Genomic DNA, 26,429 nt, shown 5'->3' with positions numbered 1-26,429 from the left:
CGGAATTCGATACGACGACGATATGTACCGACTCGTAGCCTGGAGGCCATGCGTGTCTTGGTGGTCGAGGACGAGCCCTACATGGCGGAAGCCATCCGCGCCGGTCTGCGTCTGGAAGCGATCGCCGCCGACATCGCGGGTGACGGCGGCACCGCTCTGGAACTGCTCGGCGTCAACACCTACGACATCGCCGTCCTCGACCGCGACATCCCCGGTCCCTCCGGCGACGAGGTCGCCAAACGCATCGTGGCCTCCGGCAGCGGCATGCCGATCCTGATGCTCACCGCCGCCGACCGTCTCGACGACAAGGCTTCGGGGTTCGGACTCGGCGCCGACGACTACCTCACGAAGCCGTTCGAACTGCGGGAGCTCGTACTCAGGCTCAGAGCGCTCGACCGCAGGCGGGCGCTCCCCAGGCCTCCCGTACGAGAGATCGCGGGCCTGCGTCTGGATCCGTTCCGCCGCGAGGTCTACCGCGACGACCGCTACGTCGCGCTCACCCGCAAACAGTTCGCGGTGCTCGAAGTCCTCGTCACCGCCGAAGGCGGTGTGGTCAGCGCCGAGGATCTCCTGGAGCGAGCGTGGGACGAGAACGCCGACCCCTTCACCAACGCCGTGCGCATCACGGTCTCCGCCCTGCGCAAACGCCTCGGCGAGCCCTGGATCATCGCCACCGTGCCGGGCGTCGGCTACCGCATCGACACGGGACCCGGTACCGGACGTGAGGACGGCGCGGGCCGTGGATAGGCGGCCCGGGCTGAGTGTTCGCCTCAAGCTCACCCTCAGCTACGCCGGATTCCTCATGCTCGCGGGGGCCTTGCTGCTCGTCGCCGTAGGAGTGTTCCTGCTGCGACAGGGGTGGTGGCAGACCAATGAATCGGGGGCGGTGCGAGTGACTCCGGGCACCATCTTCGTGCGCGACTTCGCCCCGACGGCAGCAGCGGTAATGGTGTTCCTCCTGGTGTTCGGCCTCCTGGGAGGGTGGTTCCTCGCCGGCCGCATGCTCGCCCCCCTGACCCACATCACACACGCCACACGCATGGCCACCGACGGATCGCTCTCCCACCGGATCCGGCTGCCGGGCCGCGCGGACGAGTTCCGCGAACTCGCCGACGCCTTCGACACGATGTTCGCGCGGCTCGAAGCACACGTCGCCGAGCAGCGCCGGTTCACGGCCAACGCCTCTCATGAGTTGCGCACCCCGCTGGCGATCTCCAAGGCACTGCTCGACGTGGCCCGCACCGATCCGGACCAGGACACCGGCGAACTCGTCGACCGCCTCCACGCCGTCAACGCCCGAGCAATCGACCTCACCGAGGCACTGCTCCTGCTCAGCCGCGTCGAGCAGCGGTCCTTCGCCCGGGAACGCGTCGACCTGTCCCTCGTGGCGGAAGAAGCCACCGAGACGCTGCTGCCCCTCGCGGAAAAGCACGGTGTCGCCCTCGAGACCCGCGGGGACATCGCCCCGACGAGCGGATCGCCGACGCTGCTGCTGCAGCTGACCATGAACCTCGTGCAGAACGCGATCGTCCACAACCTGCCGGAGCACGGCAACGTATGGGTGCACACCGGCGTCCGCCCCAGGAGCGTGGTGCTCACAGTCGAGAACACCGGCGAGCACATCGATCCACGGGTGCTCTCGTTCCTCACCGAACCCTTCCAGCGGGGCACCGAACGCGTCCACACCGACCAGGCAGGCGTCGGGCTCGGCCTGGCGATCGTCAGTACCATCGCCCGGACCCACGACGGGACCCTCACCCTCGCCCCACGCTCCGCCGGCGGCATGCGCGTCACCGTGGAACTACCCGTGCTGTCCCCGTACGCCGGCAGGTGAGGGATCACGGGAACGCACCAGAACGCGAAAAGCCCCTCCGAACCGCGTTCCCGCAGTTCAGAGGGGATATACGAGTGGAGCCTAGGGGAGTCGAACCCCTGACATCTGCCATGCAAAGACAGCGCTCTACCAACTGAGCTAAGGCCCCGAAGGAGGCGTCCGGCCGGGAAACATCGTGCCGACGGGGCGCCGCAGACAAGAGTACCGGGTCGCCCCCCGTATCTCACAAATGATTGGGGGTCCCGGTGAAACACCACGCTCCGTAAGATGCTCGGCGTGGTTCGCTGGAGCGAACTGCGGTTTTTGGGGAAGCGATGGGGAGACGCAATGGACGCCGCACAGCAGGAAGCCACCGCAAGAGCGCGGGAACTGCAGCGGAACTGGTATGGGGAGCCGCTGGGGGCGCTCTTCCGCAGGCTGATCGACGATCTTGGTCTCAACCAGGCTCGTCTCGCGGGGGTGCTGGGGCTGTCCGCACCGATGCTGTCGCAGCTGATGAGTGGCCAGCGGGCGAAGATCGGCAACCCCGCGGTGGTTCAGCGGGTGCAGCTGCTGCAGGACCTGGCGGGGCAGGTGGCGGACGGCAGCGTGAGCGCGGCCGAGGCGACTGAGCGCATGGACGAGATCAAGAAGTCGCAGGGGGGCTCGGTGCTCAACAACACCACCACGACCACGAGCAGTTCGGGAGCGCCCACGGTCAAGCGGGTGGTCCGCGAGATCCAGTCGCTGCTGCGCTCGGTGGCGGCCGCCGGGGACATCATCGACGCGGCGGACTCCCTGTCCGGCTCCCACCCGGAGCTGGCGGAGTTCCTGCGGGTGTACGGCGCCGGCCGCACCTCGGACGCCGTGGCGCACTACCAGTCCCACCAGAACTGACACCGGGGCCCGGTCGCCGGAAGGGGGTCCGGCGGCCGGGCCGCGGGAGTGGCGTGGCAGGTCCCAGGGGAGGAGCGGCGCACAGCCATGGGTGAGGTCTTCGCGGGCCGGTACGAGCTGGTCGATCCGATCGGCCGGGGCGGGGTCGGTGCCGTCTGGCGTGCCTGGGACCACCGCCGCCGGCGGTACGTGGCCGCCAAGGTGCTCCAACAGCGGGACGCGCACTCGCTACTGCGGTTCGTGCGCGAACAGGCGATGCGGATCGATCATCCCCATGTGCTCGCGCCCGCGAGCTGGGCCGCCGACGACGACAAGGTCCTGTTCACCATGGATCTGGTCACGGGCGGTTCGCTCGTCCACCTGGTCGGGGACTACGGGCCCCTGCCGCCCGCCTTCGTCTGCACCCTCCTCGACCAGCTCCTCGCGGGCCTGGCGGCGGTGCACGCGGAGGACGTCGTACACCGTGACATCAAGCCCGCCAACCTGCTGCTCGAAGCGACGGGAACGGGACGGCCCCGGTTGCGGCTGTCCGACTTCGGCATCGCGATGCGGCTGGGCGAGCCCCGGCTGACGGAGACCAACCTCGTGGTGGGGACGCCGGGTTACCTCGCGCCGGAGCAGATGATGGGCGCGGAGCCGGACTTCCCGGCCGACCTGTTCGCCGTGGGCCTGGTCGCCCTGTACCTGCTGGAGGGGGCGAAGCCGGACGCCAAGGCGCTGGTGCAGTACTTCGCCGAACACGGGACGCCGCCCGCGCCGCAGGGGATTCCCGAGCCGCTGTGGCAGGTCGTGGCGACTCTGGTGCAGCCGGACCCCCCGGCGAGGTTCCGCACCGCCACGGGGGCGCGCAAGGCGCTGGCCGCGGCGGCGGAGCTGCTGCCGGAGCCGGGACCCGACGACGAGCTGATCGAGATATTCGACCAAGTCGGCCCGCTGCCCACGGGGTTCGGGCCCGACGGGCCACTCAGGCGGGCCTCGGGCGTGGACGCCGCCCCGGGCCTGGACGCCGCCCCGACGGACCCACGGCGGCCGCTCGGCTCGGGATCGGCGCCGGAGCCGGACGTTACGCCGTCGGCTCCGGGCCGTACGCCGTCGGTCCCGGACGGCATGAGGGCCCCGGACGGCGGCATGGGGATCCCGGACGGCATGAGGGCCCCGGACGGCCTGGGGGCCCCGGACCGTACGTCGTCCACCCCTGACCGCACGCCGTCGGCGGCGCCTCCCGGGACCGCCGGGCCGTCCGCCATGTCGGAGACCGGCAGTTTCCATCTCCCGCCCCCGCAGCCGACCGTCGCCTCCTCGGCCGCGCCCGGCCCCCCGCAGGGGCACGCACGGACCCCGGACTTCCCGGGCAGCCCGCGGTACCGGCCCCCGTACGCTCCTCCGCTCCCCGCCCAGGCGCTGACACCGTCACCGGAGCAGCGAGCCGACGTCCCCACCGCCTCGTACACCGCTCGGAGCCCGCGGTCGCGCCCTCCGGCCCAGGCGTATCCGCAGCACCGCGCGGCACGGCGGCGGCGCCCCGGGCCTCCGGCCAGGGTGGCCGTCCCGCTGCTGCTCCTCGCGCTGGCCTGCTACGCCGTGGGCTTCTGGGCCCTGACCCGTATCTGAGCCCCGGCGGACTCGCCTAGGTCCTGCCCGGCCCGCGCCGCGCCGCCGCCGTCCACACTCCCAGGGCCACGAGCAGCAGGCTGCCGGTGCCGATACCGCCCACGGCGACCGCCTTCATGGCGAGGTCGTCACCCCCGCCGCCGCCCTCCGGCGCGGCCTCACGGTCCTGTGCCGAGACATCGAAGACGCCCTTCGGTTCGGACTCCCCCGCGTACTCCGGGCCGGTCCGGGCCGCTCCCCCGAGCCGTACGCGCAGCGTCAGCCCGAAGGGCCCGTCGCCGAAGTCGTCGGCCACCTGTGCCGCGAGGTGCACCACGAGGTAGTAGGAGCCGGCGAACCGCAGCGCGCCGGCCTGTGCGTCGGTGGCGTACCGGTTGGCGTAGGCCACCGGCGGCAGGGGAGCGAGAGCAACCGACGTCGGGCGGCCGGTGTACCCCCTCGCGGCGTCGTCGACCTCGCCGCGCACGGGGTTGTGGAGGGCCAGGTGAAGGGCGCTGGTGGCGTAGCCGGAGCCGTCACCGGAGCTGCCGAGTTCGGCGGTCGCGTGCAACTGGCGGCCCCAGTCGAGCGGCACCTTGTAGAAGAGGGTCTGTCCGGGCCGGATGTCGTCACGCCAGACTCCCTGCCCGACGGCGGTGGCGTGGGCGAAGCCGCTGCCGCCCGGGCGCCGTTCGGGCTCGCCGGCGAGAGGGGCGGGGGAGGCGGAGTCCCAGGCGTCGGGCGCGGTGGTCGCGCCGGTCCGCTCCGGGCGCGGTTCGGTGACGGCGGTGAGCTCCAGGTCCCAGGCGCCCGGCGGTGAGTCCTGGGGCCGGGACCGCTCGACCGCGACGTAGTAGGTGCCGGGGTCCTGGCACCGGGTCTCGCCGGGGGCGATCTCGCGCATGCCCCGGGCCGTGACGGGGCGGGGGCTGCGGGCGGCGCCGAAGGTCGCGCTGTCGGACGAGCAGGAACCGCCCTCGGCGTCCTGCACGGAGACCCGGATGCCGTCGACGGCGGTGACCTCGCCGTCGGGGCCGGGTGCGGCGGTGACGGCGACGTAGGCGTCCGACGCCGCGTCGAGTTCGAGGCGGTAGTGGAGAGTGCCGCTTCTCGGCAGGGAACTGCGGTACGTGGCGCCGGGTTCCAGGCGTACGGCGTCCGAGGTGCCGCTGGCGCCCTCGATCCGCCGGGCGTCCTCGGCGAAGGCGTAGCCGGGGGGCGCGCCCGCCGCGAGCGGGGCACCGGCGGGCAGGGCGGCGGTCGTGGCCAGTACGACGGTCACGACCGCCAGCCGCACGGGCGTACGCGGTCGGTCAGGCACTGACCCGCCACGCCCCGCGAGTCCCGCAAACCCCGCAAGTCCTGATCCGTCACGCCCTGCCCCGGCGCCGCCCCGCCGAGCCGTACACCACCGCCCCATCACCCGCCACCCCTCGCGCTCACCGGCGCTGTCGCCGCCACCCGGACCGGACCGTGGCCCATCCTGCCGCGCGACCCCGCGCTTCCGCGCCCCCGCACGGAATCCCGGCGGCGGGATCCGGGCAACGACATCCGGGCAACGGCGTCCGGGCAACACAAAACCCCGACCGTATGACGGCCGGGGTCTGCTCAGGACCGGATGTCGGTCGTACTCACGAACCCGTGGGCACGGAGTCAGTCGCCTCCGTCCACAGATCCTGCTCGGCGCGATCCGCCTGGATCTGGCGGTACACGAGGAGCCCGCCGATGGCGGCCAGTGCGACCAGGAGAAGCTTCTTCACCGCGCTACCTCGTCTTTCCTTGACGTAGGGGACCTCTGGCGCCCGACTATACACACCGGCCGATACCGATCGGTGACCTGTGCCGACGGCCAAATGCCCGCCGTCCGAGCCCGATAGGCGCGGACGGAGCCGTCCCGATCGGAGGGTGATCACACCCTCACAGAACGCGACTTTTGCCCGTCTCCCTCCCGTATGGGCACCTTTTCCCAGCCTTTGCGGCCATCCGGGTGGTGTTCATCTGAACATCGACGCGCCGCGGGCGTCGGTCCACCACTTCGCGGCCCACATACACATCATGAGGAAAGTACGCAAATCGCCCAACCCGAAAGTGAGGGGTTATGGCCCGGAACAAGGTCATGACGCTGTGGACCACCATCGTCACCGCCTTCCTCGCGCTGTGCACGGCGCTCGGACTCATCACGACGACCGCCTCCGCGGCCGTACCGCAGACCGGAACGCACAGCAACACCGAGAGCGCCTCCCCCGAGGCGGCACCCGCGGCGGCGGCACCCTGGTCCTGGTCACGTACCGGCTCCCTGCCCCCCACGATGAAACAGCGCATCCGCGCCGAGGCCCACGGCAAGGCCCCCACCTGCCGCCACCGTCCGACCGCCGACGCCACCGCGACGTCCACCGACCTCCTGTGCGACGACACCGCGGAGGCCCCGGCCCGGCACGACACCGCCCAGCACACCGAGCCGCTGCAACGCTGAGGGGTCCGGCGCGCGCACGGCACCCGCCGCGGCGCCCGCACCGCCCGAACCCGACGTCACGGCGATCTGCGTACGGCACCACACGCGAGAAACGGCCCGGCCGCTCGACAGAGCAGCCGGGCCGCCGCCGTGTACGGGGTCACCCGACCCGACTCGTCAAGGCCTGTTCAGGAGTGGCTAGGCTGAAGCCGCATCACAACGGACAGGAACCGGTGAGTACCAGTGCCGAGGGCGTACGAAGTGATCGCGGACGACCTGAACGCGGCCGTGAACCGGCGCGTCGTCATCGTCACGGCCGTTCACGGCCCCTCGGCACCCTTCCTGTCGGAGACCTACGCGTCCCTGTGCGCGCAGGAGTTGCCCGCCGGCTGGGAGTGGCGCTGGGTGATCCAGGAGGACGGGCGGACGGACGACGTCCGCCCGCACGTGCCCGACGACCCGCGCGTCGTCTTCCGGCAGGGGCGGCCGGGACAGCGGGGCGGCCCGGGTGTGGCCCGCACGATGGCCCTGTCCCACGCGGACGGCGAGTACGTGAAGACCCTGGACGCCGACGACCTGCTCCCGCCGGGAGCCCTGGCCCGCGACCTGGCCGCCCTGGAGGCCGATCCGGCGCTCGGGTGGGCGACGTCGCGCGCCCTGGACCTGCTGCCCGACGGCTCGACGGCCGGATTCCCGGGTGACCCGGACCACGGGCCGATCGAGCGCGGAGCGGTGCTCGACCACTGGAAGGCGAACGACTACCGCGCCCAGGTCCACCCGGCGACGCTCCTGGTACGGCGCGAACTGCTGCTCGCGCTCGGCGGCTGGATGGCCCTGCCCGCGTCCGAGGACACCGGCCTGCTGCTGGCGCTCAACTGCGTGAGCCGGGGGTGGTTCTCCGAAGAGGTGGGCCTTCTCTACCGCAAGTGGGAGGGCCAGGTGACCGGACAGGCAGCCCATGCGGACCCCGCCGAGCGCGAAGCCCGGATGGCGGTCGTGGAGGCCAGGGCGCGGGCGCTGGCGTCCTCCGGGTGGCGTTTTCCGGCCGGTGTCTGAGACTCGCGGCCCCCGCACGTGAACCGGACGGGACGGTGCCGCCACGGCGCGGGGGCTGTCGGGGCGGCGCCGGAACCGTCAGGTCAGGGGAGCGTCTCCGCATCGACCCGGGAGAAGATCAGGTCGCTCTCCTCCACGACGGGCCCCCGCCACCGGACCGGCACGCCGGGCTCACCGCCCAGCGCCGGGGGATAGCTCTCGGGCGCGTAGTCGTTGGCCAGCCGGTAGACGTGGAAGCCCGCGGTGCGCATCACCGTCAGCAGTTCGCCGATGGAGTCCCCGAGCCGGGCCATGCGCTCGGGCGTCACCTCGACACTGATCTCCGCGTCGGGCCGCAGGCTGCCCAGCATCGGCGCCAGCCCTCGGACGACGCCACCCTCCGCGCCCTCGACATCGATCTTGATCACCCGGGCGTTCGCGATCTCCGCCGGATCGAGGAGTTCCGGCAGCGGCCGTGCCTCGATCTCGAAGGTGGCCTCCGCCGGGCCGTCGTACGGGACGATGCTGTTCGCGCCCATGTTGCGCGAGCTGGCGAGGACGAAGGTCAGGGTCTTGTGGCCGTCCGAGACGGCGGCGTTGAGGGCGCGGATGTTGCCGCGGGCGTTGAGCCGGCCGTGCCGCACGAGGTGGTGGTGGAAGACGGGGGATGCCTCGATCGCGACGACACCGCCCTCGTCGCCGACGAGCCGCGACGCGAGAACGCTGAAAACGCCGATGTTGGCCCCGACGTCGACGAAGCCGTCCCCCGGTCGCAGCCGGCGCCGCAGCCAGGCCGTCATGTGCGGCTCCCAGGTACCGAACAGGTAGAGGTACCGCTGGATGAGGTCCTGTGTGTCCACGGCGAACAGGTCGCCGGAGGGCACTCTGACGACTCGCCGGCGGGGGTGCTCGCGCAGATGCGGGTTGAGCCAGCGCGCGGCGAGCGCCGCCTTCCCGAACGTACCGGGGGCGGTCCGCACGTACCGGCTGCCGAGCGTGACCAGGACCTCCGGCACCGGCATGCTCAGTCCGGCTCGGATGCTCAGCGCTCCCCCGTGATGGTGATCGCGGCGGAGGGGCACCCCTCGGCCGCTTCGCGCACCCGTGGCGCGTCGACCTCGGTCTCGCGTCCGGGTATCACGGCACCCAGGCCGTCGACCTTGGTGAATACGGATGGGGCCCGGTGGACGCAGTCGCCGGAGCCGTAGCACTGCTCGGGGTCGACGGAGATCCTCATACACACTCCAGCGGCACTCGAATCGGAACCATCACGACGTGCCTGCCCGCGGATCGCCGCTCCGAATCCGCCCTGACCGCTCGCCCGTCGGCCCGGCGCTCGCGAGCTCGCCCGGCGTCCCCGGAGTGCTGACGATGAGGGTCGCCGCGCCCGTCGGCATGGTCCGGCACCGGTCCCTCCCCTCGTGGGGACCGGAGCCGAGCCATGCCGACGGCGTGTGGTACGCGGTACCGGACCGGGTCGGGAGGGCTGGGCCACCGAAAAAGCTGACCGAGAACGTTCGGCCGCGTGGGGGAGCTCTCCGGGCGCTGGGCCGCTGACCTGTCCGGGTGTCGGGCGGGCGACTCGCCACTGCGACGTGATCCTGCCAGCTGAGGCCCCCGCCGGGGAGGTTCCCGTGCAGCGGTCATGACGTAGCCGCAGGTCAGGCGTATAGAGTGAGTTTTCCGGTCCGGACGTCCAGGTGCGGGGGAAGTAAGGAGTGGAGACCTTGAGTTTCGACTCAGGGGCACGCACGGCCTTCGCGGAACGTCTCGCTCTGCTGTACCGGGAGGCAGGCAACCCTCCCCTCAAACGCGTGTCCGAGGCGGTCGTCCGGCTCCAGCGGGTCGACGAACGAGGGCGGCCCGTACGGGTCTCCGCCCAGCGGATCAGCGACTGGCGGCGGGCCAGGAACGTCCCCGCCCAGTTCCCCGCCCTCGCGGCGGTACTGCATGTACTCATCCCACTGGCGCGGCGCGCGCGAGCCGCACCGGTGTCCGCGGGCCTGTACGACCTGACCCAGTGGCAGCGCCTGTGGGAACGGGCGGTGGCCGACCCGACCGGCGAACGCCCCGCGCCGTCCGCCGCGGACGAGGAACACCCCCCGGCCGAGGCCGCCCCGGCCGTCCCCGGCGGTGTCTGTCCCTACCGCGGTCTGGCCGCGTACCGCCAGCAGGACGCCGACTGGTTCTTCGGGCGGGAGCGGAGCACGGACGCTCTCGTCGCCCAGCTCCGCGCGGCGGAGGGCACGGGCGGCCTGGTCATGCTCGTGGGCGCCTCCGGGGCGGGCAAGTCCTCCCTGCTGAACGCCGGCCTGGTGCCCGCCCTGCGCAAGGGCGGGCTGGGCGACGGGGACGACGCGGGTGGCGGGGACGAACCCGGCCGGCCGAGGGAAGTACTCCAGCTCGTACCGGGAGGCGATCCGCTCGGGGAGCTGACCCGACGGATACCCGAACTCGCGCCCGTCGTGGCGCAACCGGACGCTCCGGGCGCCCCGGGAACCGCGCGGGCGGCCAGGGACGCCTTCACGGCGTGGGCCCGCGGCAGAGCGGAAGCGGCGACGGAAGCGACAGCGAAACCGGCAGCCGAGTCGGCATCGGAACCGGCGGCGGAAGCGGCTTCGCCAGTGGCAGCCCGTCCGGTCGTCATCGTGGACCAGTTCGAGGAGGTCTTCACCCTCTGCGCCGACGATGCGGACCGGCGCCTGTTCGTCCAGCTCCTCCAGGCCGCCTGCGCGCCCGGCGGTCCGGGAGACCCGGCGCCCGTGCTCGTGGCCCTCGGCGTACGCGCGGACTTCTACGAGCAGTGCCTGCACCATCCCGAGCTGGCCGACGCGCTGCAGCACCGGCACATGGTGCTGGGGCCGCTGACCACCGCGGAACTGCGCGAGGCGGTGAACGGCCCGGCCCGGGCCGTGGGCATGGAACTCGAACCGGGACTCGCGGAACTGATCATCCGGGAGGTGAGCACCGGCGGCCCGCGCGGCGCTCACGACGCGGGCGTGCTGCCGCTCCTCTCCCACGCCCTGCTCGCCACCTGGCAGCGCCGCAAGGCGGGCCGGCTGACGCTGGCCGGGTACCGCGCGGCCGGCGGGATCCAGGGAGCGGTGGCGGCGACCGCCGAACGGGCCTGGTCGGGCCTCGACCCGGCGGCACGCACGGCCGCACGGCTGCTCCTGCTCAGGCTGGTGCGGGTGAGCGAGGACACCCAGGCCACCCGCAGGCGGGGCACCCGACGCCGGCTGGCGCAGGAGTCGAGGGACCCCGGCAAGACGGAGGAGTCGCTCGAAGCGCTGGTGCGCGCCCGGCTGGTGACGCTCGACGCGGAGACCGTGGAGATCACCCACGAGGCGCTGCTCCACGCCTGGCCGCGCCTGCGCGACTGGATCGACGAGGACCGCACCGGCAATCTGCTGCGCCAGCGGCTGGAGGAGGACGGCCGGGCCTGGGAGGAGTCGGACCGCGACGCCTCCCTGCTCTACCGGGGCTCCCGGCTGGAGCGCGCCCGCGGCTGGGCGGAGTCGGCCGACGGCACCTTCCTGACCCGGAGCGCCGTGGACTTCCTGGCCGCCGCGGTCAGGCTGCGCAAGCGCTCCGTCCTGATCAGTCGTGCCGCGGTGTCGGCACTGGTCGTCCTGGCGATCCTGGCGGTCGGTTCGGCGGTGGTCGCCTGGCAGCAGCGCAACGACGCGGTGTTCGAGCAGGTGGTGGCCGAGGCGGACCGGGTCCAGTACACGGACCCGTCGCTGTCGGCCCAGCTCGACCTGGCGGCGCACCGCCTGCGGCCGGACGACGAGGACGTGCGGAACCGGCTGATCTCGATCGTGAACGCGCCCCTGGCCACACCGCTCCTCGGGCACACGGGCGCCGTCTACCTCACCTCCTTCAGCCCGGACGGGCGGACCCTGGCGACGGCGAGCTACGACCGCACGGTGCGGCTGTGGGACGTCTCGGACCCCGCGCGTCCCGAACCGCTGGGCGAGCCGCTCACCGGCCACACGAGCTGGGTCAGCTCCGCGGTGTTCAGCCCGGACGGCCGTACCCTGGCCGGCGCCTCGGACGACGGCACGATCCGGCTCTGGGACATCGGCGACCTCAGCCGCCCGCGCCCGCTCGGGGCCCCCCTGACCGGTCACGGCGGCACCGTCTACCTGCTCGCGTTCAGCCCGGACGGCCGCACGCTTGCCTCCGCCCACGACGACCACGCCGTGCGGCTGTGGGACGTGGCCGACCCGCGCCGGCCGAAGGCGCTGGACACCCTGACGGGTCCCGGCGCGGCGGTGCGCTCGGTCGCCTTCAGCCCCGACGGACGCACGCTGGCGGCAGGCGGCGACGACGAGACGGTCCGGCTGTGGAACGTCACCGACCCGGACGCCGCGTCACCGGTCGGCGAACCGCTGGCCGGTCACACCGCACTGGTGCACTCCGTGGCCTTCAGCCCCGACGGACGCACGCTGGCCAGTGGCAGCGCGGACGACACCGTACGGCTCTGGGACGTGGCCGATCCACGCGACGCGGCACGGATCGGCTCGCCGCTGACCGGCCACACCGGCCCCATATGGTCCGTGGCCTTCAGCCCCGACGGGGACATGCTCGCCGCGAGCAGCGCGGACAGCACGGCGAGCCTCTGGAACGTCAGCGACCCGGCCTACCCGTCCCAGATCGGCATGCCCCTCGCGGGAAGCAGCGGAGAGATGTACGCCCTCGGCTTCAGCCCCGACGGCCGCACGCTCGCCACCGGCAGCGGGGACAGCAAGGTCCGCCTGTGGTCGCTGCCGACGTCGGACATGATCGGCCGCGACGGAGCGTTCCGCCCCGACGGTCACGTACTGGCCACCGCCGCGCGCGACGGCCGGGTCCGGCTGTGGAACGTGACGAACCCCGGCCGGCCCGTGTCACTGGGCGAGCCCTTCCGCCCGGCGGAGGGCGACGTACGCTCCCTCGTGTTCTCCCCGGACGGCGACACCCTCGCGGTGCTGACGGGAAGCAGCGCGGTGCAGCTGTGGGACGTCACGGACCCGGCCCGGCCCACCGCCCACGGGCCACCCGTTGTGCTGCGCACCCGTTACGCGGGCCCCGACGCCCTGGCGTTCAGCCCGGACGGCCGCACGCTGGCCACGGCCTACGACGACCGCACCGTCCAGCTGTGGAAAGCCGACGACCCGTCCCGCCCCCGCCCGCTCGGCAAGCCGCTCACCGGCCACACGGGCTACGTCAACACCCTCGCCTTCAGCCCGGACGGCCGCACGCTGGCCAGTGGCAGCGCGGACGACACCGTACGCCTCTGGGACGTGCGCGACCCCCGTCACGCCGCCCGGCTCGGCGCACCCCGTACGGGACACCTCGGCCCCGTCAACGCGCTGGTCTACAGCCCGGACGGCCGTACGCTCGCCAGCGGCAGCGACGACGGCACGGTCCGGCTCTGGAACGTCACCGGCCCCCGCGAAGCGGCCCCGCCGGACTCCACGCTCGCCGGACACACCGACTCGGTGGTGTCACTGACGTTCAGCCGGGACGGCGACACCCTGTCCAGTGGCGCCAACGACAACACGGTCCGGCTCTGGGACGTCCACACCCCCGCCCGGGCCGCCCCCATCGGGGAGTCGATGAGCCCCAACGCCAAGGCGGGCGGCTTCCTGTCCTTCAGCCCCGTCAGCCACATGCTCGGGGTGTCCAGCGGCACGGACACCGTACGGCTGTGGAACCTCGATGTGGACGACGCCATCGACCGCATCTGCTCGGCCACCCGGGGCGTGCTGACCGAGGAGAAGTGGCACGAGTACCTGCCGCGCCTCTCGTACGAGCGCCCGTGCGATGAGTGAATGTCTCCCGCCAGGCACCTGGCCTTGTTAGCCTTGGCCACAGCCCGACCGCTGGCGCATCCCCCGTCGCCAGCGGTCGGGCGTCGCTGTTACCGGAGACACCGAAGACACCCCCGCAGACGCAGAAGACCCCCAGCCGCTACCGACTGGGGGTCTTTTCGCTGGTGGGGCTAACAGGATTTGAACCTGTGGCCTCATCCTTATCAGGGATGCGCTCTAACCAACTGAGCTATAGCCCCGCCGCGCTCTGCGGTGTATGTCCCGCGCGCTGACTCCTGAAGATTAGCGCACGAGGCGGGCAGTCCCAAAATCGGTTGTCGCGAGACCGGCGAGCGACGATCACTCGTCCTCGGCGAGCGTCAGCTCCACGCCGCCGACGAAGCCGGCGGACAGGTTGTAGATGAACGCGCCGAGCGTGGCGAGCGCCGTCGCGAGGACGACGTCGACGACCGCGATGACCGTCGCGAACAGCAGGACGTTGGGCAGCGACAGGAACGACTGCAGGTCAAAGCCGTTGGACTCGTTCGAGCCGGTCGCCTCGGAGATCGTGCCGCCGACGGTCGAGAAGACGCCCATGGCGTCCATGACCATCCACAGCACGGCGGACGCGACGATCGTGCAGATGCCGAGCGCGATGGAGAGCAGGAAGCTGACCTTCATCACCGACCACGGGTCGGCCTTCGACACGCGCAGGCGTGCCTTGCGGACGCGGGGCGTGGTGCGGGCGCCGGTGCGCGGGCGGCGCACGGCGGCGGCCGCGTTGCCGCCCTGGGTCTGGTAGGCCTGCGGCGGGTGGTACGGCCCGCCGGGCTGCTGGGGCTGCCGTTCTCCCGGCAGCGGCGAGGCCGCCTGCTGTGTCTGCTGGCCTCGGGTGTCCGTCACAGTTCCCCCCTGGGATCCATGCGTCTTGGACGAGCTCGCCGAGCGGGAGTCGGCCGCGTCGTCGTCGATCTTGCGCAGTTGAGTCGTGTGCGAATCCGTCGCACGCGCGGCGGAGCCACGGCCGCCGCCGTCCGTTTCCGTACCCCTGGAGGTACCGGCCGACCCGGCGCCCGTGGCTCCGCTCACGATGACTCTCTCCTCGTGCTACTCGGCCGAGGGCGCCTCGCCCTCGTCCGTGCCGGTGGTCGCGGCACCTTCGGCGGTCTCGTCGACGACCACATCGCCGTCGACCTCCTCCGCCTCGCGTCCCGCCTCGGCGTTGCGTGCGATGCCGACGACGGCATCGCGCTTGCCCAGATTGATCAGTTGAACGCCCATGGTGTCACGGCCCGTCTCCCTGACCCCGCTGACTCGCGTACGAATCACACCGCCCGAGAGTGTGATGGCGAGGATCTCGTCGTGCTCCTCGACCACCAGCGCGCCCACGAGCGATCCACGGTCCTCGACGATCTTGGCAGCCTTGATGCCGAGGCCGCCGCGGCCCTGGACGCGGTACTCGTCGACAGAGGTCCGCTTCGCGTACCCGCCGTCGGTGGCAGTGAACACGAACGTACCGGCTCGAACAACATTCATCGAGAGCAGCTGGTCCCCTTCGCGGAAACTCATGCCCTTCACGCCCGAGGTGGCACGCCCCATGGGCCGCAGCGTGTCGTCCGAGGCGGTGAACCTGATCGACTGCGCCTTCTTGCTGATCAGCAGCAGATCGTCGTCGGCCGAGACGAGTTCGGCTCCGATCAGCTCGTCGTCGGAACCGTCCGCCTGCTCGCGCAGGTTGATGGCGATCACGCCGCCCGAGCGCGGCGAGTCGTAGTCCTTCAGCGGCGTCTTCTTCACCAGGCCCGCCTTGGTCGCCAGGACCAGGTAGGGCACCGCCTCGTAGTCGCGGATCGCGCGGATCTGGGCGATCGACTCGTCCGGCTGGAAGGCCAGCAGGTTCGCCACGTGCTGGCCGCGCGCGTCCCGTCCGGCGTCGGGCAGCTCGTACGCCTTCGCCCGGTAGACCCGGCCCTTGTTGGTGAAGAACAGCAGCCAGTGGTGCGTGGTGGACACGAAGAAGTGGTTGACGATGTCGTCTTCCTTGAGCTTCGTGCCGCGTACGCCCTTGCCGCCGCGCTTCTGCGCCCGGTAGTCGTCGGTCTTGGTGCGCTTGATGTAGCCGCCCCGCGTGACCGTGACGACGATGTCCTCTTCGGCGATCAGGTCCTCGATGGACATGTCGCCCTCGTACGGGATCAGCTTGGTCTTGCGGTCGTCGCCGTACTTCTCGACCAGCGCGGTCAGCTCCTCGCCGACGATTCCGCGCTGGCGGACCGGGGAGGAGAGGATCTCGTTGTACTCGGTGATCTTCGCCTGGAGCTCGTCGTGCTCCCGGACGATCTTCTGGCGCTCCAGCGCCGCCAGGCGGCGCAGCTGCATCTCCAGGATCGCGTTGGCCTGGATCTCGTCGATGGCGAGAAGGTCCATCAGACCGCCGCGCGCGATCTCGACGGTGTCGCTGCGCCGGATCAGCGCGATGACCTCGTCGATGGCATCCAGGGCCTTGAGCAGGCCGCGCAGGATGTGCGCCCGCTCCTCGGCCTTGCGCAGCCGGAACTTCGTACGCCGGACGATGACCTCGATCTGGTGGTTCACCCAGTGGCGGATGAACGCGTCCAGGGAGAGGGTGCGCGGGACGCCGTCGACCAGGGCCAGCATGTTGGCGCTGAAGTTCGACTGCAGGTCGGTGTGCTTGTACAGGTTGTTCAGCACGACCTTGGCGACCGCGTCCCGCTTGAGCACGATGACCAGGCGCTGGCCGGTGCGGGACGACGTCTCGTCACGGACGTCCGCGATGCCGCCGATCTTGCCGTCCTTCACCAGGTCGGCGATCTTCTGCGCGAGGTTGTCGGGGTTGGTCTGGTACGGCAGCTCCGTGACCACCAGGCACTGGCGGTTCTGGATCTCCTCGACCTCGACGACCGCGCGCATGGTGATCGAGCCGCGCCCGGTGCGGTAGGCCTCCTCGATGCCGTTGCGGCCCACCACCAGCGCGCCGGTCGGGAAGTCGGGGCCCTTGATGCGCTCGATGAGCGCGTCCAGCAGCTCCTCGTGCGAGGCCTCGTAGTTCTCCAGGTACCACTGGGCACCGGCCGCGACCTCGCGCAGGTTGTGCGGCGGGATGTTGGTCGCCATACCGACCGCGATCCCGGCCGAGCCGTTGATCAGCAGGTTCGGGAAGCGGGCGGGCAGGACGGTCGGCTCCTGGGAGCGGCCGTCGTAGTTGTCCGTGAAGTCGACGGTCTCCTCGTCGATGTCACGGACCATCTCCATGGCCAGCGGTGCCATCTTGCACTCGGTGTACCGCATCGCCGCCGCCGGGTCGTTGCCCGGCGAACCGAAGTTGCCGTTGGAGTCGACGAGCGGCATGCGCATCGACCACGGCTGGGCGAGGCGGACCAGCGCGTCGTAGATGGAGCTGTCGCCGTGCGGGTGGTAGTTGCCCATGACGTCGCCGACGACACGGGCGCACTTGTAGAAGCCGCGCTCGGGGCGGTACCCGCCGTCGTACATGGCGTACAGCACGCGGCGGTGCACGGGCTTGAGGCCGTCGCGGACGTCGGGCAGCGCGCGCGAGACGATGACGGACATCGCGTAGTCGAGATACGAGCGCTGCATCTCCGTCTCGAGCCCGACGGGCTCGACACGCATCGCCAGGGCGTCACCCTCGGGCGTCGTCACAGGAGTGTTCTCGTCGGTCATTGCTGGTGAAGGTCCTTCCTGGTGCGGTCAGCTGAGACCGACTCAGATGTCGAGGAAGCGGACGTCCTTGGCGTTGCGCTGGATGAACGCGCGCCGGGCCTCGACGTCCTCGCCCATCAGCACCGAGAACAGGTCGTCGGCCTGCGCGGCGTCGTCGAGCGTGACCTGGCCGAGCACGCGGTGCTCCTGGTCCATGGTCGTGATGCGCAGCTCCTCGGCGTTCATCTCGCCGAGGCCCTTGAAGCGCTGCACGGAGTCCTCGCGGATGCGCTTGCCGGCGTTGCGGCCCATCTCGATCAGCGCGTCGCGCTCGCGGTCCGAGTACGCGTACTCGAAGTCGTCCCGGCCCCACTTGATCTTGTAGAGCGGCGGGCGGGACAGGTACACGTGTCCGGCCTCGACCAGCGGCCGCATGAAGCGGAACAGGAAGGTCAGCAGCAGGGTGTTGATGTGCTGGCCGTCGACGTCGGCGTCCGCCATCAGGATGATCTTGTGATAGCGGAGCTTCTCGATGTCGAAGTCCTCGTGCACACCCGTGCCGAACGCGGAGATCATCGCCTGGATCTCCTGGTTCTGCAGGATCCGGTCGATGCGCGCCTTCTCGACGTTGAGGATCTTGCCGCGGATCGGGAGGATCGCCTGGTACTGCGGGTTCCGGCCGGACTTGGCGGAACCGCCGGCGGAGTCGCCCTCGACGATGAAGATCTCGCACTTGATCGGGTCGTTCGACTGGCAGTCGGACAGCTTGCCGGGCAGCGACGCCGTCTCCAGCAGGCCCTTACGACGCGTCAGGTCACGGGCCTTGCGGGCCGCCACACGCGCGGTGGCCGCCTGGATGCCCTTGCGGATGATGTCCGCCGCCTCGTTGGGATTGCGGTCGAGCCAGTCGGCCAGGTGCTCGTAGACCACCCGCTGGACGAAGGTCTTGACCTCCGTGTTGCCCAGCTTGGTCTTGGTCTGGCCCTCGAACTGCGGCTCGCCCAGCTTCACCGAGATGATCGCCGTCAGACCCTCGCGGATGTCGTCACCCGTGAGGTTGTCGTCCTTCTCGCGCAGCAGGCGCTTGTCGCGCGCGTACTTGTTGATGAGCGAGGTGAGCGCCGCACGGAAGCCCTCCTCGTGCGTACCGCCCTCGTGCGTGTGGATGATGTTGGCGAAGGAGTACACGCCCTCCGTGTAGCCGCCGTTCCACTGCATCGCGATCTCGAGGGACAGGCTCTTGTCCTTGTCGTCTGCCTCGAGGTCGATCACGGTGGGGTGCACCAGCTCTCCCTTGCGGGAGTTGAGGTACTTCACGAAGTCGACGATGCCGCCCTCGTAGTGGTACGAGACGGTCTTGACCTCGTGCTTCTCGTCCTCGCCCGCCTCGTCCGCGCCGGCGGTGGCCTTCGCCGACTCACGCTCGTCGGTGAGGTTGATCCTCAGGCCCTTGTTGAGGAAGGCCATCTCCTGGAAGCGCCGGGAGAGCGTCTCGAAGGAGTAGTCGGTGGTCTCGAAGATGTCACCGTCGGCCCAGAAGGTGACCGAGGTGCCGGTCTCCTCGGTGGCCTCGTGCCGAGCCAGCGGCGCCGTGGGGACGCCCAGCTTGTAGTCCTGCGTCCAGCGGTAGCCGTCGGTCCTGACCTCTACGGCGACCCTCGTGGAGAGGGCGTTGACGACGGAGACACCCACGCCGTGCAGACCGCCGGAGACCGCGTAACCGCCGCCGCCGAACTTGCCGCCCGCGTGCAGCACGGTCAGCACGACCTCGACGGCGGGCTTGCCCTCGGAGGGGACGATGCCCACCGGGATGCCGCGGCCGTTGTCGACGACCCGGACACCGCCGTCGGCGAGGATGGTGACGTCGACGGTGTCCGCGTGGCCGGCCAGCGCCTCGTCGACGGAGTTGTCCACGACCTCCTGCACCAGGTGGTGCAGGCCACGTTCACCGGTCGAGCCGATGTACATACCGGGTCGCTTGCGGACCGCGTCCAGACCCTCGAGGACGGTGATGGCACTGGCGTCGTACGAGGCGGGCGCCTCGGTGTTCGAGGTGCTCACCGCGTCGTTCACGCCGGTGTCGGTGGACGGGTTGTTCTCGTTGGGGTTGCCGGAATCGGCCACGAAGCGCCCTTTCTGGCACAGCACGAGCCGGGCTCGTCGGCGGGTTGCCGGAGCGGCTGCGGCATGTTGCGTTGGTAAGCCTTGATCAGCGTTGCTCAGCTAGTCCCGGACGGTCCCCACGTTCGGGGCGGGATTGTCTTCCATTCTACCGGTAGCACTGACACTGATGGGGGTTTGCCGGTACCTGAGTCCGCATGTGCCGCCCTGAACGAGGCTCGTCCGACTCCCGATATGGGGATGGGGGCCCCAAGAGGCTCACAACGGCACTCAGCGCTTCGAGGCGTCAACCCTTGGCTACTTGGGAGTCAGATCGGGATTCGCAACCGCGTGCGGTTGCGCGACGGAGGTCGCGACGACGGGTCACACCCGCCGTCGCGACCCAATTATGTGAGGTACATCACCCAGCTCTGACGAGGCGTCAGGTCACCCGCATACCACCCTCAGAGCGCCCGCGGAGCGACTCCTGATCGCCGCAGACAGCCCGCGGAGCGACTCCTGATCGCCCGCGGCTCACCCGTAGGTGTCGCCCGGGCCCCGGCTGCCGGGCGCACGCAGCGGCCCGTACCGACGGCCGGGGCCACCGGCACCGCCGGGTCCCAGCACCTTGATCAACCGCACCGACCCGTGCCCGAGATCCTCGTTCAACCGGGCCACCAGCGTCGGGGCGAGCAACCGCAGATTCGTCGCCCACGCCGTCGAGTCACAGCGGACGACCAGCACCCGCTCGTCCTCGTCGTACCGCTCCGGCACACAGTGCTTCGCCACGTCCGCACCGACGATCTCCGGCCAGCGGCCCATCACCCCGCCCACCGCGGCCGGCGTCTCCCAGCCGCGCTCGGTGATCAGCCGGTTGATCGCCGAACCCAACGCCATCGGGTCGCGTCCGTCGGCACGCGCCCCGGAGCGCAGGCCCCCGCGCCGCGCCTGCTTCTTCTGCTGCGCGGCGTCCCCACGCGCGCGTGCCGCCTCCCGCGCCGCCCTGAGCGCCACCCGCGCGAGATCGACACCCGACGGTTCCGGGCCACCCTTGCCGTCGGTGCCCTCGTCCGGGGTTTTCCGGGGGAGCGGCCCGTCCGCGCTCATACGCGCTCCACCGCACCCTCGGCCACCGTGAACCGCGCACCCGCCAGCACACCCGGAACATCGTCATCGACCGCGGCCGTCACCAGCACCTGCTCACCGGGCGCCACCAGCTCGGCCAGCCGCTCCCGGCGCCGCGCGTCCAGCTCGGCGAAAACGTCGTCCAGGACCAGGACCGGCTCATTGCCCTCCGCCCTGAGAAGATCGAACGACGCCAGCCGCAGCGCCAGGGCGTAGGACCACGACTCGCCGTGGGACGCGTACCCCTTGGCGGGCAGCGAGCCGAGTTTGAGAAGCAGATCGTCCCGGTGCGGGCCCACCAGGGTCACGCCCCGCTCGATCTCCTGCTTGCGGGCCTCGGCGAGCGCGGCCATCAGCTGCTCGAACAGGTCCTCGCGCGTGTGCGCCTCACTGGGCGCCGACGGCTTGTACTCCAGGGCGACGGGGCCGCCCCCCGGCGCCAGCTGCTCGTACGCCTTGTCCGCCAACGGCTGCACGGCGGCGATCAGGTCGAGGCGCTGAGCCAGCAGTTCGGCACCCGCGCGCGCGAGGTGCTGGTCCCAGACGTCCAGCGTGGACAGGTCCATCGTGCGGCCGCCGTGCCGACGCGCGAGCGCCGCCGACTTCAGCAGGGTGTTGCGCTGCTTGAGGACCCGGTCGTAGTCGGAGCGCACTCCGGCCATCCGCGGGGAGCGTGCGGTGATCAGCTCGTCCAGGAAGCGGCGCCGCTCACCGGGGTCGCCCTTCACCAGCGCGAGGTCCTCGGGCGCGAACAGCACGGTGCGCACGATGCCGAGCACGTCACGCGGCTTGACCTGCGTGGATCTGTTGATACGGGCACGGTTGGCGCGGCCCGGGTTCAGCTCCAGCTCGATCAGCTGCTGCCGCTCGCCCTGCCTGACCTGGGCGCGGATCACGGCGCGCTCGGCGCCCATGCGGACCAGGGGCGCGTCGGAGGAGACCCGGTGGCTGCCGAGCGTGGCGAGATAGCCGACCGCCTCGACGAGGTTCGTCTTGCCCTGCCCGTTGGGACCGACGAAGGCGGTGACGCCCGGGTCCAGCGGGACCTCGACCCGGGCGTACGAACGGAAGTCGGCCAGCGACAGATGCGTGACGTGCATGGTCGTTTCGCCGACCTCCCAAACCTTCGGGTGCTGACCCTCCGGTGTTGACCTTCGGGCGTTGCTTACTTCTTCTCGACCGCGTGGCCGCCGAACTGATTGCGCAGCGCGGCGATCATCTTCATCTGCGGCGAGTCGTCCTGCCGGGACGCGAACCGCGCGAACAGCGACGCCGTGATCGCCGGCAGCGGCACCGCGTTGTCGATCGCGGCCTCCACAGTCCAGCGTCCCTCACCGGAGTCCTGTGCGTAACCTCGCAGGTCGCCCAGGTGCTCGTCCTCGTCGAGCGCGTTGACCGCCAGGTCCAGCAGCCAGGAACGGATCACCGTGCCCTCCTGCCAGGACCGGAAGACCTCGCGGACGTTCTCCACGGAGTCGACCTTCTCCAGCAGCTCCCAGCCCTCGGCGTAGGCCTGCATCATCGCGTACTCGATGCCGTTGTGGACCATCTTCGCGAAGTGACCCGCGCCCACCTTGCCGGCGTGCACGGCGCCGAAGTCGCCCTCCGGCTTGAGGGCGTCGAAGACCGGCTGCACCCGGGCGACGTTGTCCGCGTCGCCGCCGTACATCAGCGCGTAGCCGTTCTCCAGGCCCCACACACCGCCGGAGACGCCGCAGTCGACGAAGCCTATGCCCTTGGCGGCCAGCTCCTCGGCGTGCTTCTCGTCGTCCGTCCAGCGGGAGTTGCCGCCGTCCACGACCACGTCACCGGGCTCCAGCAACTCGCCGAGCCGGTCCACGGTGGCCTGGGTGGCCTCGCCGGCCGGGACCATGACCCAGACCACGCGCGGGGCGCTGAGCTTGCCCACAAGCTCTTCCAGGCTGTGGACATCGGCGAGGTCCGGATTGCGGTCGTATCCGACGACGGTGTGGCCCGCGCGGCGGATCCGCTCGCGCATGTTGCCGCCCATCTTGCCGAGGCCGACGAGACCGAGCTCCATCAGTTGCGTTCCTTAAGTGTGCGAGGTGGCGGGACGGCACGTCCTGAACCGCCGGATGCGTGCCGCGGCACTTTCGTACCCACGTCCGAGCCTAAACCCGCAGGCCCGTGCACAGCTGTGGGCGTACGCGCTCAGACGTACGCCCTCACCTGCGGGTTTTTCCCCACCTTGTGGACCACTGCGGTCGGCCCCGGGGCCGAACGCTCAGCCGCTCAGCCGCTCAGCCGCACCGGCATGATCAGGTACTTGTAGGCCTCGTCGGCCTCGGCGTCCACCGCGGGCTTGCCGCTGAGCAGCGCGGGCTTCGTGGACGTCGTGAAGGACAGCTGCGCCACCGGCGAGTCGATCGCGCTCAGGCCGTCCAGCAGGAACGTCGGGTTGAAGGCGATCGAGATGTCGTCGCCCTCCAGTTGCGCGTCGACCCTTTCCACAGCCTGTGCGTCGTCGCTGGAGCCGGCCTCCAGGATGAGCACACCCTGCTCGAAGCTGAGCCGCACCGGGGTGTTGCGCTCGGCGACCAGGGCCACGCGCTTGACGGCCTCCACGAAGGGGGCGGTCTCGATCACGGCGACACTGTTGAACTCCGTCGGGAACAGCGTCTTGTACTTCGGGAGGTCGCCCTCCAGCAGACGGGTCGTCGTCCGGCGGCCCGCACCCTCGAAACCGATCAGGCCCTCGCCCGCGCCCGAGCCGGACAGCGCCAGGATGACCTGGTCGCCGCTGGTCAGCGCCTTGGCGGTGTCCTGGAGCGTCTTGGCGGGCACCAGGGCGACCGCGGAGACCTCGGGGTTCTCCGGCTTCCACAGGAACTCGCGGACCGCGAAGCGGTAGCGGTCGGTGGAGGCCAGCGTCACGGAGTCGCCCTCGATCTCGATGCGCACACCGGTGAGGACGGGCAGCGTGTCGTCGCGGCCGGCGGCGATGGCGACCTGCTGCACGGCCGAGGCGAAGACCTCGCCGGGGACCGTGCCGGTCGCCTCCGGCATCTGCGGCAGGGCCGGGTACTCCTCCACAGGCAGGGTGTGGAGGGTGAACCGCGAGGAGCCGCAGACCACCGTCGCCCGTACACCGTCTGTGGAAATCTCCACCGGCCGGTTGGGGAGGGCGCGGGAGATGTCGGCGAGGAGGCGGCCCGAGACGAGCACCGTGCCCTCCTCCTCGATCTCCGCCTCCACCGAGACCCTCGCGGAGACCTCGTAGTCGAAGCTGGACAGGCTCAGCTGCCCCTCCTCGGCCTTCAGCAGCAGGCCCGCGAGGACCGGCGCCGGCGGACGGGCCGGGAGGCTGCGAGCCGCCCAGGCCACCGCCTCCGCGAGTACGTCGCGTTCCACCCGGATCTTCACTGTTGCCGCCTCCTGCTGTTGCCGGCGCTGCTCGCCCTGCCTGGCCTTCGTCGTCTGGGTCGGTGTCGTCGGTCCCTGTGAGGGGCAGAACACCGGGGACCAGTCTGACGCACCCCACTGACAGTAGGTGCCGTTCGGGGTCAAGTCGCGACGAGGGGCGGTCGGGCTCGAGAGAGCGAGTTGTGCACAGGGCCCGCTTCGAAACGGATTCCGCACTCTCTCTAGTCGCTAGTAGTAGTAGGGCCTGTGGATACCGTGGATAACCTCGTTTGCCCAGTTCAGAGCAGGAATTTTGTCCACCGGGCCTGTGGGCGGAGCCGGTGGACAACCGGGCGTATCTGTGGAGAACAGAAAGTTCTGCACACTCCGTGCACAGGCAGAGGCGACTTCTCCCCAGAGCCGTCCCCAGGTTTACCCACGTTTCCCACAGCCCAACCAGGCACCTTGATGTGACGCCTTTCACTCGACGCGGTGACAGGGCGCGTCGCGTTGCCGAACAGTGGACAGGCATGTGGAGAAGCTGGGGATCGCTGGGGACAAGGGGCCTCAGCCTGTGGGTTGCCCGTGGACAACTCGATGCACAGCCTGTGGACCATTTCTTTGTCCACAGGCTGTGGAGATCGTTCGTCCACGAATCCACAGGGAGCTGACCTGCCCTGATGATCCCTGAACACCCTGGCCTGTGGACAGGATCGGGACAACTTCCCAGTCCCCAAGGTGTGGACGGAAAAAAGTAGCCGAATCTGTGGAGGACGCCCGTAACCCGCCAGGTATTCGAACAGCGGGCAGGACGGCAGTGCGATCCCCGGGCACGCGAAGGGCGCCCCAGGACATCCCGGGGCGCCCTTCGCGGCCGGTGCAGGCGGCCGTCAGCCGTTCTTGATGCGGTTGGTCAGCTCGGTCACCTGGTTGTAGATGGAGCGCCGCTCGGCCATCAGATTGCGGATCTTGCGGTCGGCGTGCATCACCGTGGTGTGGTCCCGGCCGCCGAACAGCGCGCCGATCTTCGGCAGCGAGAGGTCCGTCAGCTCTCGGCACAGGTACATGGCGATCTGCCGGGCCGTCACGAGCGCGCGCCCGCGCGAGGTGCCGCAGAGGTCCTCGACGGTGAGGCCGAAGTAGTCGGCGGTGGCGCCCATGATGGCCGTGGACGTGATCTCGGGAGCCGAGTCCTCGCCGCCGGGGATCAGGTCCTTGAGGACGATCTCGGTGAGGCCCAGGTCGACCGGCTGCCGGTTGAGCGACGCGAACGCCGTCACCCGGATCAGCGCGCCCTCCAGTTCGCGGATGTTGCGCGAGATCCGGGAGGCGATGAACTCCAGTACCTCGGGCGGGGCGTTGAGCTGCTCCTGCACCGCCTTCTTGCGCAGGATCGCGATGCGGGTCTCCAGCTCGGGCGGCTGGACGTCGGTGATCAGGCCCCACTCGAAACGGTTCCGCAGCCGGTCCTCCAGCGTGACCAGCTGTTTGGGCGGCCGGTCGGAGGAGAGAACGATCTGCTTGTTGGCGTTGTGGAGCGTGTTGAAGGTGTGGAAGAACTCCTCCTGCGTCGACTCCTTGTCCGCCAGGAACTGGATGTCGTCGACGAGCAGGATGTCCATCTCGCGGTAGCGCTTGCGGAAGCTGTCGCCCTTGCCGTCGCGGATGGAGTTGATGAACTCGTTGGTGAACTCCTCGGAGCTCACGTACCGCACGCGCGTGCCGGGGTAGAGGCTGCGGGCGTAGTGCCCGATGGCGTGCAGGAGGTGGGTCTTGCCCAGGCCCGACTCCCCGTAGATGAAGAGGGGGTTGTAGGCCTTCGCGGGTGCCTCGGCGACGGCGACGGCGGCCGCGTGGGCGAACCGGTTGGAGGCACCGATGACGAAGGTGTCGAAGAGGTACTTCGGGTTCAGCCGGGCCGTCGGCTCGCCGGGCCCCGTCGCCGGTGCGGGCTGTGCGGCAAGCGGTCCGGGGGCGCCGGTGGCGGGACCGGGGCCGACGGGGCCGCCGCGGTGGACGTGGCCGGAGCCGGACGGCGGCTCGGGCAGGTCCCGCCGGGGGCTGCGCTGGTCGTAGTCGCCGCGTGGCTGGTCGTAGTCGTTGCGCGGCTGTTCGTAGTCGTTGCGGGACTGCTCGCGGTCGCCGCGCTCGTAGTCGCCGCGCTCGTACTCACCGCGTTCGTATTTGCCGCGCTGGGAGTCGTACGGCGGGCGGTCCGGCGGCTGCTGACGGTAGTCCTGCTGGTACGAGTCCTTGGGATAGGGCTCCTGGCCGTAGGACTCCTGCGGCGGTGTCGCGTAGGGGTCGCGCTCGGGGAAACCGAGGCGCTGCTGCTGCCAGCCGTAGTCGTCCTGCTGCGCCGGGCGAGGCCAGGAGCCGGGCTCGGGGCGCTGGTACTCCTGCGGGTAGGCGGGGCGGGCGGTGGGGAGCTGATCGGCGCGGTGTCGGCCGTATCCCTCGTACTCCTCGCGGCCGCCGCCCTGCCCCTGGTGGCCGGGGGCAGGTAGCTCGGGCTCCTCGTAGCGGGGCTGGGGGCGGGCGGGCTGCGCCTGCGGGGCGGGCGGCGCGGGGTCGC

The 26,429-nt window shown here is 70.8% G+C and carries 19 protein-coding genes and 2 tRNA genes; 7 read left to right on the top strand and 14 right to left on the bottom strand.

What is annotated here, in order from left to right; all coding sequences use genetic code 11:
• Positions 1-48: 48 nt before the first annotated feature.
• On the top strand, positions 49-747 hold the full coding sequence (locus tag EBH09_RS18075) for a response regulator transcription factor (RefSeq protein WP_121748034.1): 699 nt from the start codon (positions 49-51) through the stop codon (positions 745-747).
• On the top strand, positions 740-1,834 hold the full coding sequence (locus EBH09_RS18070; RefSeq protein ID WP_121748033.1) for a HAMP domain-containing sensor histidine kinase: 1,095 nt from the start codon (positions 740-742) through the stop codon (positions 1,832-1,834). The genes EBH09_RS18075 and EBH09_RS18070 overlap by 8 nt, the downstream gene beginning before the upstream one ends.
• Before the next feature lie 75 nt (positions 1,835-1,909).
• Here EBH09_RS18070 and EBH09_RS18065 read toward each other — a convergent pair.
• Positions 1,910-1,982: transfer RNA gene (locus EBH09_RS18065), tRNA-Ala, on the bottom strand.
• A 179-nt stretch (positions 1,983-2,161) separates the two neighbouring features.
• Here EBH09_RS18065 and EBH09_RS18060 point away from each other — a divergent pair.
• Positions 2,162-2,710 (top strand): DNA-binding protein, encoded by a 549-nt coding sequence (locus EBH09_RS18060; RefSeq protein WP_121748032.1) that lies wholly within the window; start codon positions 2,162-2,164, stop codon positions 2,708-2,710.
• An 87-nt stretch (positions 2,711-2,797) separates the two neighbouring features.
• A complete protein-coding gene (locus tag EBH09_RS18055) occupies positions 2,798-4,321 on the top strand; it encodes a serine/threonine-protein kinase (protein WP_121748031.1) in 1,524 nt (507 codons plus the stop codon).
• A gap of 16 nt (positions 4,322-4,337) precedes the next feature.
• Here the strand turns inward: EBH09_RS18055 and EBH09_RS18050 are convergent, their stop codons facing one another.
• Positions 4,338-5,621 (bottom strand): hypothetical protein, encoded by a 1,284-nt coding sequence (locus EBH09_RS18050; protein ID WP_121748030.1) that lies wholly within the window; start codon positions 5,619-5,621, stop codon positions 4,338-4,340.
• A gap of 310 nt (positions 5,622-5,931) precedes the next feature.
• Complete coding sequence (locus EBH09_RS38990; RefSeq protein WP_003999697.1) at positions 5,932-6,060, bottom strand: DLW-39 family protein; 129 nt, start codon at positions 6,058-6,060, stop codon at positions 5,932-5,934.
• Positions 6,061-6,398: 338 nt separating this feature from the next.
• Between EBH09_RS38990 and EBH09_RS18040 the strand changes: the two genes are divergently transcribed.
• Complete coding sequence (locus EBH09_RS18040) at positions 6,399-6,773, top strand: DUF6344 domain-containing protein (RefSeq protein WP_121748028.1); 375 nt, start codon at positions 6,399-6,401, stop codon at positions 6,771-6,773.
• Between the two features lie 267 nt (positions 6,774-7,040).
• The gene (locus tag EBH09_RS18035) at positions 7,041-7,808 is read left to right on the top strand and encodes a glycosyltransferase family 2 protein (protein WP_121748408.1); all 768 of its coding nucleotides are present in this window, start codon (positions 7,041-7,043) and stop codon (positions 7,806-7,808) included.
• 83 nt (positions 7,809-7,891) lie between these two features.
• Here EBH09_RS18035 and EBH09_RS18030 read toward each other — a convergent pair whose 3' ends face one another.
• Entirely contained in the window at positions 7,892-8,809 is a 918-nt protein-coding gene (locus EBH09_RS18030; RefSeq protein WP_193776386.1) for an FkbM family methyltransferase, read from the bottom strand.
• A 20-nt stretch (positions 8,810-8,829) separates the two neighbouring features.
• Positions 8,830-9,024, bottom strand: a complete 195-nt coding sequence (locus EBH09_RS18025) for a ferredoxin (protein WP_121748027.1) — start codon at positions 9,022-9,024, stop codon at positions 8,830-8,832.
• A gap of 481 nt (positions 9,025-9,505) precedes the next feature.
• On the opposite strand from EBH09_RS18025, the gene EBH09_RS18020 reads away from it, so the two are divergent.
• Positions 9,506-13,606 (top strand): AAA family ATPase, encoded by a 4,101-nt coding sequence (locus EBH09_RS18020; protein WP_121748026.1) that lies wholly within the window; start codon positions 9,506-9,508, stop codon positions 13,604-13,606.
• Positions 13,607-13,768: 162 nt separating this feature from the next.
• On the opposite strand, the gene EBH09_RS18015 is transcribed toward EBH09_RS18020, so the two are convergent.
• From EBH09_RS18015 to dnaA, 9 genes are all read right to left on the bottom strand, one after another.
• Positions 13,769-13,845, bottom strand: a tRNA-Ile gene (locus EBH09_RS18015).
• A 100-nt stretch (positions 13,846-13,945) separates the two neighbouring features.
• The gene (locus EBH09_RS18010; protein ID WP_193776385.1) at positions 13,946-14,674 is read right to left on the bottom strand and encodes a DUF3566 domain-containing protein; all 729 of its coding nucleotides are present in this window, start codon (positions 14,672-14,674) and stop codon (positions 13,946-13,948) included.
• Between the two features lie 18 nt (positions 14,675-14,692).
• Positions 14,693-17,287 carry a DNA gyrase subunit A gene (gyrA, locus tag EBH09_RS18005; RefSeq protein ID WP_121748025.1) on the bottom strand — a complete coding sequence of 865 codons (2,595 nt, stop codon included), beginning with the start codon at positions 17,285-17,287 and terminating at the stop codon, positions 14,693-14,695.
• Between the two features lie 42 nt (positions 17,288-17,329).
• On the bottom strand, positions 17,330-19,390 hold the full coding sequence (gene gyrB, locus EBH09_RS18000) for a DNA topoisomerase (ATP-hydrolyzing) subunit B (protein ID WP_193776384.1): 2,061 nt from the start codon (positions 19,388-19,390) through the stop codon (positions 17,330-17,332).
• 510 nt (positions 19,391-19,900) lie between these two features.
• Positions 19,901-20,473 carry a DUF721 domain-containing protein gene (locus EBH09_RS17995; protein WP_121748023.1) on the bottom strand — a complete coding sequence of 191 codons (573 nt, stop codon included), beginning with the start codon at positions 20,471-20,473 and terminating at the stop codon, positions 19,901-19,903.
• Positions 20,470-21,591, bottom strand: coding sequence for a DNA replication/repair protein RecF (recF, locus tag EBH09_RS17990; RefSeq protein WP_121748022.1), 1,122 nt, complete (start codon positions 21,589-21,591; stop codon positions 20,470-20,472). The genes EBH09_RS17995 and recF overlap by 4 nt, the downstream gene beginning before the upstream one ends.
• 65 nt (positions 21,592-21,656) lie before the next feature.
• Positions 21,657-22,532 carry a phosphogluconate dehydrogenase (NAD(+)-dependent, decarboxylating) gene (gene gnd, locus EBH09_RS17985; protein WP_121748021.1) on the bottom strand — a complete coding sequence of 292 codons (876 nt, stop codon included), beginning with the start codon at positions 22,530-22,532 and terminating at the stop codon, positions 21,657-21,659.
• Positions 22,533-22,744: 212 nt separating this feature from the next.
• Entirely contained in the window at positions 22,745-23,875 is a 1,131-nt protein-coding gene (gene dnaN, locus EBH09_RS17980) for a DNA polymerase III subunit beta (RefSeq protein WP_121748020.1), read from the bottom strand.
• Between the two features lie 869 nt (positions 23,876-24,744).
• Positions 24,745-26,429, bottom strand: a 1,685-nt coding sequence (dnaA, locus tag EBH09_RS17970; protein ID WP_121748018.1) for a chromosomal replication initiator protein DnaA, incomplete at its 5' end; no start/stop codon positions are given.

The sequence above is a fragment of the Streptomyces sp. E2N166 genome (assembly GCF_003671715.1).
Lineage (GTDB): Bacteria > Actinomycetota > Actinomycetes > Streptomycetales > Streptomycetaceae > Streptomyces > Streptomyces thinghirensis.
The sequence above is the reverse complement of the archived record's forward strand: the minus strand, read 5'-3'. Positions and strand labels throughout refer to the sequence as shown.

Coding starts and splice junctions, on each gene's coding strand:
- EBH09_RS18075 (WP_121748034.1), top strand. CDS start 49: ATGCGTGTCTTGGTGGTCGAGGACGAGCCCTACATGGCGGAAGCCATC.
- EBH09_RS18060 (WP_121748032.1), top strand. CDS start 2,162: ATGGACGCCGCACAGCAGGAAGCCACCGCAAGAGCGCGGGAACTGCAG.
- EBH09_RS18055 (WP_121748031.1), top strand. CDS start 2,798: ATGGGTGAGGTCTTCGCGGGCCGGTACGAGCTGGTCGATCCGATCGGC.
- EBH09_RS18040 (WP_121748028.1), top strand. CDS start 6,399: ATGGCCCGGAACAAGGTCATGACGCTGTGGACCACCATCGTCACCGCC.
- EBH09_RS18030 (WP_193776386.1), bottom strand. CDS start 8,809: ATGCCGGTGCCGGAGGTCCTGGTCACGCTCGGCAGCCGGTACGTGCGG.
- EBH09_RS18025 (WP_121748027.1), bottom strand. CDS start 9,024: ATGAGGATCTCCGTCGACCCCGAGCAGTGCTACGGCTCCGGCGACTGC.
- gyrA (WP_121748025.1), bottom strand. CDS start 17,287: ATGACCGACGAGAACACTCCTGTGACGACGCCCGAGGGTGACGCCCTG.
- EBH09_RS17995 (WP_121748023.1), bottom strand. CDS start 20,473: ATGAGCGCGGACGGGCCGCTCCCCCGGAAAACCCCGGACGAGGGCACC.
- recF (WP_121748022.1), bottom strand. CDS start 21,591: ATGCACGTCACGCATCTGTCGCTGGCCGACTTCCGTTCGTACGCCCGG.
- gnd (WP_121748021.1), bottom strand. CDS start 22,532: ATGGAGCTCGGTCTCGTCGGCCTCGGCAAGATGGGCGGCAACATGCGC.